The organism is Novipirellula sp., assembly GCF_041583735.1.
Taxonomy (GTDB): domain Bacteria; phylum Planctomycetota; class Planctomycetia; order Pirellulales; family Pirellulaceae; genus Novipirellula.
Map to the genome: position 1 here is coordinate 1 of NZ_JBFHFD010000301.1, position 9,766 is coordinate 9,766.

A 9,766-nucleotide genomic window follows, 5' to 3' on the forward strand; every position below is an offset into this window, starting at 1 on the left:
ATCTGCTCAACGCGGCCTTCGATATCGGCCTTTTTGCCAGCACCGCCAACCATGGTGGTCGCTTCGCTGGTGATACGAATCTTCTTGGCACGGCCAAGGTCGCTCAGCTTGACGCTTTCCAGATCGATACCGAGGTCTTTGAAGATCGCCTTTCCGCCGGTCAACACAGCGATGTCGCCGAGGATCGCTTTGCGGCGATCGCCATAACCAGGTGCCTTCACAGCACAGACGGTCAAGATGCCGCGCATCTTGTTGACAACCAAAGTCGCCAACGCTTCGCCTTCGACGTCTTCAGCGATGATCAACAATGGTTTCTTCGATTTGCTGACCGCTTCCAACAACGGAATCATCTTCTTGTTCGCACTGATCTTCTCTTCGAAGAGCAGGACGTAACAATCGTCGAGTTCCACCGAGACTTCGTCTTGGTTGGTGACAAAGTGAGGCGACAGGAATCCGCGATCGAACTGCATCCCTTCGACAACGTCGACGGTGGTTTCGTTCGTACGGCCTTCTTCGACCGTGATCACGCCGTTCTTACCCACTTTGGTGAACGCATCGGCCAACACGTTGCCGATTTCGGGATCGTTGTTGCCTGCGATCGTGGCGACTTGCTTGATGTCGCTCTTGCTTTTTTCGTCGATTGGCTTGGACAGCTTGCCAATCTGGGCCACTACGGCATCAACGCCTTTGGCGATACCGCGGGAAAGGGCCATCGGGTCGGCGCCCATGGCGACCATTTTCAGGCCTTCACGGAAAATTGCTTCGGCCAAAACCGTTGCCGTGGTGGTGCCGTCGCCAGCGACGTCATTGGTCTTGCTAGCAGCTTCTTTGACGAGTTGAGCCCCAAGGTTCTCAAACGGATCGTCTAATTCGATGTCTTCAGCAACCGTCACACCGTCTTTGGTGACTTTGGGTGAGCCCCAGCCTTTGTCCAACACGGCATTGCGACCGCGAGGTCCCAAGGTGCTGCGGACGGCTCGCGCCAATTTGCTGACACCGGCCAACAATGGCCCGCGTGCATCGTCGTCGAAAACGATTTGCTTTGCCACGACGTTTTTCTCCTGTGGTTTCGTCTAATGAATGTTGCCGCCCAGGCTCGCCCCCTATAGCGGGACATGAGTGCCAAACAACAACAAAGTAAAGGGATGGGATCGAAAATAAGATTCTGCCGCGAAGGAGGCGGTCGGTCTTCCAATTTGGATCGACGACCCGCCCTATCCTTGCGGATGAACGTAAGTCTGCAACGGTGGCAGCAGCCAGCCGGTTGGCTCCTCTGGAGAGCAACCCGTGTGCCACGCCCAGAAAAAGATACGCAAGTCGTTTATCACAAATCACTTACAAAAACACACGTCGATTCGGTACGAGCTGGCGACAATCCTTTCGTGTCAGCTTGGCAGAACCGAAGCAAAGGTGCGACCTGACCAAACCGACGCTAGCCCGGGGGCAACGCCAACCATCTCGACGAGGGAGTTCCGCAAGCCCGGCACGCAACTTTCTGCTCAGGCTTGGGATGTGCATCTCATTCCTGACGCACCCCCCCAAAAAGGAGGCTTAGACGCGTTAACAAAACGGCAGGCACCGTTGCTAGGCAGTGGAGAGTCGCTAGGCAGTGGAGATGCGTTGAATCACTCCACGCTCTGGCAAGCGTAGCGGCGACGACATCGACAACACAGCATCCCATTGCCATTCGCTTTTGCAGCGGCAAAAGACTGCCGACGATCCTGCGAGCGGCGGTGGACGCTAGGTGTCGGCACGCGGACCGTTGGGGGGCAATAAATTCACCGCGATCGTTTTAACCGTTATCAACTGACCGGAAACGTTTACCATTCAAAGGAAGTTCATTCAAGAAACGTTGACCCAGCGCTGCTTCGGACGTCCACTTGCTCATGTAGTCTCGCGCGGACTTGGGTCTGTGCGAGCGAACACGTTTCTCACGCACGGGTAATCTGGATGTCGAAACGACGACGCCTAGCCGCTTTAATCACATTTGCTGCTGTTAGCTTTTCGACAGTGGATGCATCTGCTTGTTGCCTGACCGACTGGCTTTTTGGACGCCAAACCGCTTACGCCGCTGGCTATGCGCCCTACTCGGCTGCCTATCCTTACAGTGCGAACTACGGAGCCGTTCCGGTGGGCTACTCAGCTGGCTATGCACCAGCGTCGCCCTATGCAGCTGCGTCCCCAAGCAGCGCCCTTTATAGCTCGGCGTACGGCTCGAATCCGCTTGTTCCGACGACGACGCCTCGCTATCAAATCAGCGGTGTGTATCAAGCACAGCGGCCTGCCTACACGCTGAACAATCCTTCGGTTTACAGCGGCATGCCGGTCACGCCGCAAGCGACTGCGCAGACCTCGTACAGCCTGCCGATCAACGGAACGTCGGCGCCGATCGCGACAGCCTATCCGCCATCGACGTCGATTCCGATTCCCGCGGGCAGCGTTCCACTTGCGCAATCGCTACGTGGCAATGCTCCGACGTCATCGTTCTTTGGCGGCTACAATGCGTACCCGATGCAATCGATGCCTTCACAATCGTACTCGGCCGCCTACGCGACTCCATCCACAGCGATTCCGGCGACTCAAGTGGCACCGCCGTTTGTCGTCCCCGCTCAGCCCCGCGTGGGAGGATTGGGACGTTTCTTCGGTGCATTGTTTGGCACAAACTATCGCTCGTCGTACTACCGCGCCCCTGTCACCTACTATCGTCCCGTCACTGCGGTGGACCCGGTTTCCGGCACGACGGTAACAACACAACAGGGCTGTACGTCGTACCTGGATCAACTTCAACGATCACCCTACAGCAGCTTGGGCGCGAACCAACCCAGCGTTTATCAGCCGACACCGATCGGGCAACCTGTGCCAATAGGTCAACCGGTCCCGGTTGGCTCTACCTCGGGAACCAATAATCCGTTCGCAGCCCCGAGCGATTCAGTGCCGATGAATCCACCGAGCCTCAGCGGTGGACAAACTCCACCAAGTTTCAGCCAAAGCTCGGCATACGGATCGGCATCGCCCTACACGCCCAGCCCATTTGGCAGCGTCAATCAAACGGGCGCCGTCTCGTCACCGAACAACTCGATGACGATTCCGATCCCGTCGACCGCCCCTAGCAGCGGCTACGTCCCCAACACCGAACCGCTGTCGGGCGCCCCATCGTCCACAAACGGCGACCGTGCTCCGTTGGACCCACCTCGCCTCGAATCATCACGTCCAAGTCAATCGGACGATCAAAATGGATATCGCAGCGACATCGACCGCTATCTGGAAGAAAATAGCGACAGCTCAAATTCGGACGCGACACCGCAAACGAAAACGGAGTGGCGATTGCAGAATCCAGCCGACTCGTCGGTCTTCGGATCCAACCAACAAGGAGCGTCCGACCGGATGATCACCGCAGCAAACGAAGAGCCAAGCCAACGGGGCTACTCGAGCGTCCATCCCATCCAGGCGCCACCTGAATACATCTCGCCGTTTCAGCGCCAAACACTCGAGGTGCAACCACAACCCAGCAAGAGCGACCGCCCGCTGACAGCCCCACCGCTGCCCCCCAACAGCGAGCAGCCGATCAACGCATCCAACCGTGACCGTGGCAACTATTCGATCCCTGTTCGCGAAGCGGCACTCGTGCGAAAGCAAACGCTGGAATCGGAATCGCGTCATCAAGTAAACCGAACTTATCAGAGCGAGGTTCGCTCGATGGAAGTCCGCCAGCCCGAAACTCGCACACCTCCGAAGCGGAAACGTCAAGAATCCGGCTGGGGCGCCATTCGGCCGTAACACGTCCGACCAGCACCAGGACGAACGGTATCTTCAACTCTTGCAGGTTCATCAATCCGAAAATGAGACAAGGCGGCGAGATGATCTGGCATCTGACGCCCCAAAGTGTTTCGCCCTCGCTGAAGGCCATCACCGTGATCCAGAGCCAGCCGATCCTCCCGACGGCAAGGATAAACCCCACTGGCAACTCTTCGGCTCACAATTAACTGGCGGCCTAAAAGAACGTGTAGATAAAAGGGGCGCCGCCGCTGCTAGCTAGAAACGTGATCACGCCGATTGATAACAATGAGACCATCAGCGGCACGAGCCACCACTTTTTGTTCTCTCGCAAAAACAGGAAAAATTCTTGCAGGAACCCGAGGTCTTCACCTTTGGCTTGTTTTTCAAATTCGTTTTCTCGAGCACGTTGCGGTTCGTCCATCAGGTCGACTTAAAACTGTTTAAAGTATCGGGAGATATCGTTGTCTTCACGACGCTGAATCCAGTTGGAAGCGGAATCGCGTTTCTTCAATCGCAATGGATCATACCCTAGCAACCGGAGCATGATCCCCGTGGGCAAGACGATCCCGAAAAAGACAGCTCCTAACAACAGGTGACTGATCCCCCAGGCAAGCGGATACGTGAAATATTGCCAAGCTCGAATCACCCGCAATCGTGTCCCCGGTATGCAATAGTATATCACGCCAAGCAACACAGCCACGACCATCAGAGCCATGGAAACGCGGCTTGCGTCATGCCGCAGCATTAACGCAAAAATCAGAAACAGCGTGGACAAAGAAAGTCCAAACCATCGCTTCATTGAACGCGAAGGAACTGCGTTGCGATCAAGAAGTGACATTAGTCCGGCTCCAATTCATTGAGATATTGCTGGCTCGATTGACGAGCCGATTCTGGTTGTTCGGTTTTCAGCATGAGATAGTTTCCGATCACCAGTGCGTCGATCTCCGTCGCCATGAAGCAGCGGTACGCATCGGCCGCCGTTGCAACCATCGGCTCGCCTCGTACATTAAAACTGGTGTTGATGAGCGCAGGGCACCCCGTTTCTTCATAAAACTTCCGCAGCAATCCGTAAAAACGCGGATACCGTTGCGGGCTGACCGTTTGCACCCGTGCGGAATTGTCGAGATGGGTGATCGCAGGCAGCTCGCTTCGCGACGGTCTTAGCTTTTCGATACCAGGCGAAACCGACTCATCCATCGCCAGGCGTCGTTTTTCTTGCACATCAAATGTGAACAACATGTATGGACTCGAATCGCCGCTGGGCATTTTGAAATACTCATGACTGTGCTCTGCGAGAATACTTGGCGCGAAAGGACGGAACGACTCTCGACGCTTTATTTTGACGTTCATCACCGATTGCATCTCAGGGTTCCGAGGGTCGCCGAGGATACTGCGTCCGCCGAGTGCTCGCGGCCCAAATTCCATGTTGCCCTGGACCCAACCGATCACATTCCCATCGGCAAGAAGCTTGGCTGCCGCAATATCAAGCTCGTCGTCTAGCGGCAGGTGCTGCATCACTGCACCATGATCTCGCAGCGCCCGCAAATCGTCTTCGCGATCCGCAGGCGGTCCAAGCAGCGAACTCGGCTGGGCACTGATCGCTTTGGCAACACGCGGCTTGCCGAGCAATTGATGCCAAATCAGCCAGGCAACCCCAAGTGCCCCTCCGGCGTCACCGGCAGCAGGTTGACCCCAGATCTGTTTGAACGGTCCTTCTCGCAATAGCCGTCCGTTGGCAACACAATTCAGCGCCACCCCGCCCGCGATGCACAACGAATCAAGTTTGGTTTGATCGAAGACATGGCTTGCCATTCGCAGCACGACGTCCTCGGTGACCCGCTGAATGCTTGCGGCGAGATCCTTATCCACTTTGCGAATCGGCTCGTCCGGTTTACGGCGTGTGACGCCAAGCAATCGCTCCATTTTTCGATCGGTCATGCGTAGCGTATGACCGTACGAAAAATAGCTCATGTTCAGCCGGTAGCTGCCGTCGTCGTGAATCTTGATCAAGTGTTTCAAAATCAAATCCACAAACGTGGGTTCACCGTACGGAGCCAACCCCATCAATTTGTACTCGCCCGAGTTGACTCTGAATCCACAGAAATAGGTGAACGCCGAGTAGAGCAGACCTAGCGAATGCGGAAATCGGATTTCATTTTTTAGCGAGATACGGTTTCCGCGGCCGACGCCCCACGTTGTCGTCGCCCATTCGCCCACGCCATCGATGGTTAGAATTGCCGCTTCATCAAAGGGACTCGGAAAGAACGCACTACTGGCGTGCGATTCGTGGTGTTCGCAAAACACGATCCGGCGTTGGTATGGGCTCCCTAACTGTTTGCGGATTTCACGAGGCAGATGCAACTTTGTTTGCAGCCAACGGGGCATCGCCCGAAAGAAGCTGCCGTAACCTGCCGGCGCGTAGGCCAAATAGGTTTCCAGCAGCCGATCAAACTTCAAGAACGGTTTTTCATAAAAACCGACGTAATCAAGATCGCCAACATCGGCGTCCGCCATCCGCAGACATTCGTGCATGGCGTTTACCGGAAACGATGCGTCATGTTTCTTCCGCGTGAAACGCTCTTCGCTGGCCGCTGCAACCACCTCGCCATCGCGAATAACCGCAACGGCCGAATCATGGTAAAACGCCGAGATGCCAAGAATCAATGTCATGATGGCCAAAGTCAATTCGATCAGAACGAAACGCTAACGATGTCGGTTTCGATTTAGGGCAAGTGGCAATACAAGCACGCTCGGCAACGGCAGGACGAGTACGGCAAAGGTCAAACAGACCGGCAAAGTGAATCGCGAGTCGGGAATCAAACCAAACAAGCCACCCCCCACCGCCAGCGTGATCAACGCCCAAACTGCAATCACCTGCAGCAGCGACGCCCAGGAAGCCACATGACTTCGCGATACTACGACGGTCGTCCCAACGATCAAGACCAATTTTACCAGCACCGCGACGTAACCGATCATCTTTAATCGCTCGAGAAACAGCAACAATGACGCAGTCAGTGTCGGCCAATCCGGCTGTACAATGATCCAACGCACCCCTGCAAAAAGCAACGCGAACACCACTACCGCACTCATCACGACCACACCAACATCGACCCACCGGTGCCCGTACATTGGCACCCACACATAGCTGCACGACACCCCCCAAAGCAACAGGCTGATAAAAACCAGGGTCGCAAGCGTCACACGCAGCCCCACCATCGTGGCCGTGCCCGTGACGGTGTCTTGCGATGCTAACCACGTCGCCCACCGAGACCAATTCTCGCGGTTTTCGGGCCCTATCATACAGACGCCGTAGAAAACGATCGACAGCGACAAAAACAGAGCCAAATAGCCCGCGATCATTGTGAATCGCGTCCAGGCAATTGTGGTGTCCGATAGGGGACTGATGGAGAGATAGGTCGGCAGTGTCGACATCGATGGCTGCGTCTCGGGTTCGAGCGACCGAGCTGCCGACACCATGCCGACAAAGAACATGACCATCACACTCATGATGGCCAACGCCACCGGCGCCCAAGAAAACAGCGAAGCGACCAACATGGCTGGACATGCCATAAACAAAAACGAATTGACTCGGTACGCTCGCGAGCGATGTAGATCGTGCCACACCAATGCTCGTACCGGACTGCGATGGGGTGCTGCCTGCTCTCCGATGCGATCCCAGCTCAACCGATTCCAAAGCCAAGCCACCCATCCCGATGCGTCTGCGGGAATCATTCCGGTGACGTGGTGCCGGGCAACCGTGACGGCACGATAAGCGATTCCCACCGCCAGCAGGAAATAGGCCGCCGCGGCGATTGCCAATCCATGCTCGGCAGTTGATGACAAGTTAGCTTCACTTTTTCCGCCGATCGCCATTAGACACAATCCGTATGAGACCGGCGCCAATATGCAAAGCATCCAGATCCGAAAGACTCCTGATCGAAACGGACGCCATGCGAGCGCGGAAATCAGGGTTCCGGTTGCTGCCACGATAAGAGCTGGAATCAAGATCCATGTGGATGCTCCGAACCAGACTAACGTTTTTGAGACGACGAACCAGACCGCAAATACCCACGCGGTTTTCATTGCAATCGGAATCAGCGCGAGCTTCCAATTCGCAATCGGCATCCGCAACAACCAGTGCGAATATCCGCTTTCGCAGGAATCGAGCTTTCCGAGCGGCGAGACGTCCAAGGCAAAAATCCCCCACGACATCGCAGGCAAAAATGCAACACAAAGGATGACCGACGCGAATGAATCAAAACGAGCCTCCTGTCGCGAGATCGCAAACAACAAAGCTTCGGCGATCCCGATGATGCCGACGAAGAACGTCAGTAGGAAGCGGTTTTTCAACCAGGTCAAACGCATGATCGCGAGGCTATCTGACATCCGAAGTCACCTCTTGAAGATGATCATTGCCAAGTTCAGACGCACTGGATTGCTCGGTTCCCGCACGGGCTGTGAACCAGCGATGCAGCGTGATTTCGCGGCGTGAGATCAACTTCACCTCCGCCGGCACCACAAACTCCGTTTCCGGGACCACCTCGTGGTCAATGACACCGGACCACTCTGAATCGTCCCCCTGCCAAGCGAAAACGCCGCGAATCGCCGGAGGCGATTGCGGATCACTGCGACAGACGATCTCTTCGTAGCGAGTTTGCAATTGATCCACCGTCGTCGTTTCGATGATCCGGCTCGCTCGCATCAGCGCGATCGAATCACACACCCGGTCGACTTCATCTAACAGGTGACTCGAAAACAAAACCGTCCGCCCCTCTTCGCTGATCGTACGGATGATCGCTTCGAGGATGTCGCGGCGAGCCAACGGATCCAAGCCGCTACTCGGTTCATCCAGGATCAACAGTTCGGGACGATAAGCGATCGCGACGAGCAATCCTGCTCGCGCTCGCAACCCCTTCGATAGCGAACTCAACTTGTCCGATCGCGACAAACCGAACAGGTCCATCAACTTGGTCGCATAAACGTCATCCCAAGTGTCGTAGATCGCTCGAGAAAAATCGACCAGTTCGCCGACCCGCATCCAAGTCGGCAATGAATCTTCTTCGGTCAAATAACCGACACGCCGAAGCACCGATTGCGAATCGGCCACCGGATCCATCCCCAGCACGCGGACGGTGCCTTGCTGAGCCACAAAGGCTCCGATCAGATGCCGGATCAGTGTCGTTTTGCCCGCACCGTTGAGCCCCACCAAACCAAAAACGCTTCCGACCGGAATCTGAACCTCGATGTCTTCGAGTGCCGGGCGACCACGGAACGAACGACACAGCCCGGTCACGTGAACGGCAAGCGGGGAATTTGAATCGAAACGACTCATGATGGCTCCTCGGCGTGATCGGATTTTGGACGATCGAATTGAAGATCCCGTTTCTGTAGCAACGTGATCAGTTCATCCAACTCGAACCCGAGTTGGCGAGAAAGTGTCAACAGTTTGTCGACGTGGGGCGTCATCATGCGGCGCCGCTGGCTGGCGGTATGCCGCGGAGCCAATTCAGAGACAAACGTCCCGGTGGTTCGCCGTTTCTCGACCAGCTGCTCGTGCTCGAGTTCTCGATAGGCCCGCGCGACGGTGTTCGGATTGACTCGCAGACTCTCGGCCAGACCGCGAATCGTTGGCAATTCGTCACCGCAGCGCATCACCCCGGAAACGATTCGAAAACGGATCTGGTCGACGATCTGTTGATAGATCGGAGCGCCGTCACTAGAAATGTGGATCTGCATCACGAACCCTTGTGTTAATACATTAATACAAGAGTAAGGCAGCGAAGTCAACCAAAAAAATCTGCTCTGGGAACCTGCAAACCTCGGTTTCGTCCGCGGTTGGGGTTTGGTAGAGTCTATGCCAACACAGGATGGGTGGCCGAGTGGTCGAAGGCAGCAGTCTTGAAAACTGCCGTAGGGGTAACTCTACCGTGGGTTCGAATCCCACTCCATCCGCTTCGGAGATTGACCAGCGGTCTGCGAAATCCGCAAC

8 protein-coding genes and 1 tRNA gene are annotated in these 9,766 nt (G+C 55.8%); 2 read left to right on the top strand and 7 right to left on the bottom strand.

Annotated features, from left to right (window positions below; all coding sequences use genetic code 11):
* A partial coding sequence (groEL, locus tag ABX962_RS20340) for a chaperonin GroEL (RefSeq protein ID WP_372721851.1) occupies nucleotides 1–1,049 on the bottom strand: 1,049 nt, incomplete at its 3' end.
* A 961-nt stretch (nucleotides 1,050–2,010) separates the two neighbouring features.
* On the opposite strand from groEL, the gene ABX962_RS20345 reads away from it, so the two are divergent.
* A complete protein-coding gene (locus tag ABX962_RS20345; protein WP_372721852.1) occupies nucleotides 2,011–3,777 on the top strand; it encodes a hypothetical protein in 1,767 nt (588 codons plus the stop codon).
* 214 nt (nucleotides 3,778–3,991) lie between these two features.
* Here ABX962_RS20345 and ABX962_RS20350 read toward each other — a convergent pair whose 3' ends face one another.
* The 6 genes from ABX962_RS20350 to ABX962_RS20375 are packed head-to-tail and all read right to left on the bottom strand — an operon-like array spanning nucleotide 3,992 to nucleotide 9,513.
* Complete coding sequence (locus ABX962_RS20350) at nucleotides 3,992–4,198, bottom strand: DUF5989 family protein (RefSeq protein ID WP_372721853.1); 207 nt, start codon at nucleotides 4,196–4,198, stop codon at nucleotides 3,992–3,994.
* Nucleotides 4,199–4,207: 9 nt separating this feature from the next.
* A complete protein-coding gene (locus ABX962_RS20355; protein WP_372721854.1) occupies nucleotides 4,208–4,615 on the bottom strand; it encodes an SxtJ family membrane protein in 408 nt (135 codons plus the stop codon).
* Nucleotides 4,615–6,447, bottom strand: a complete 1,833-nt coding sequence (locus ABX962_RS20360; RefSeq protein WP_372721855.1) for a carbamoyltransferase — start codon at nucleotides 6,445–6,447, stop codon at nucleotides 4,615–4,617. The genes ABX962_RS20355 and ABX962_RS20360 overlap by 1 nt, the downstream gene beginning before the upstream one ends.
* 33 nt (nucleotides 6,448–6,480) lie before the next feature.
* Nucleotides 6,481–8,163 (bottom strand): hypothetical protein, encoded by a 1,683-nt coding sequence (locus ABX962_RS20365; protein ID WP_372721856.1) that lies wholly within the window; start codon nucleotides 8,161–8,163, stop codon nucleotides 6,481–6,483.
* Complete coding sequence (locus ABX962_RS20370; RefSeq protein ID WP_372721857.1) at nucleotides 8,153–9,109, bottom strand: ABC transporter ATP-binding protein; 957 nt, start codon at nucleotides 9,107–9,109, stop codon at nucleotides 8,153–8,155. Before ABX962_RS20370 ends, ABX962_RS20365 begins: the two co-directional genes overlap by 11 nt.
* A complete protein-coding gene (locus ABX962_RS20375) occupies nucleotides 9,106–9,513 on the bottom strand; it encodes a GntR family transcriptional regulator (protein ID WP_372721858.1) in 408 nt (135 codons plus the stop codon). Before ABX962_RS20375 ends, ABX962_RS20370 begins: the two co-directional genes overlap by 4 nt.
* Before the next feature lie 129 nt (nucleotides 9,514–9,642).
* Between ABX962_RS20375 and ABX962_RS20380 the strand changes: the two genes are divergently transcribed.
* Nucleotides 9,643–9,729, top strand: a tRNA-Ser gene (locus tag ABX962_RS20380).
* Nucleotides 9,730–9,766 lie beyond the last annotated feature (37 nt).

Bases quoted from the DNA above. Each gene is read 5' to 3' on its own strand.
- ABX962_RS20375 (WP_372721858.1), bottom strand. From the start codon at position 9,513: ATGCAGATCCACATTTCTAGTGACGGCGCTCCGATCTATCAACAGATC.
- ABX962_RS20365 (WP_372721856.1), bottom strand. From the start codon at position 8,163: ATGTCAGATAGCCTCGCGATCATGCGTTTGACCTGGTTGAAAAACCGC.
- ABX962_RS20350 (WP_372721853.1), bottom strand. From the start codon at position 4,198: ATGGACGAACCGCAACGTGCTCGAGAAAACGAATTTGAAAAACAAGCC.
- ABX962_RS20370 (WP_372721857.1), bottom strand. From the start codon at position 9,109: ATGAGTCGTTTCGATTCAAATTCCCCGCTTGCCGTTCACGTGACCGGG.
- ABX962_RS20360 (WP_372721855.1), bottom strand. From the start codon at position 6,447: ATGACATTGATTCTTGGCATCTCGGCGTTTTACCATGATTCGGCCGTT.
- ABX962_RS20355 (WP_372721854.1), bottom strand. From the start codon at position 4,615: ATGTCACTTCTTGATCGCAACGCAGTTCCTTCGCGTTCAATGAAGCGA.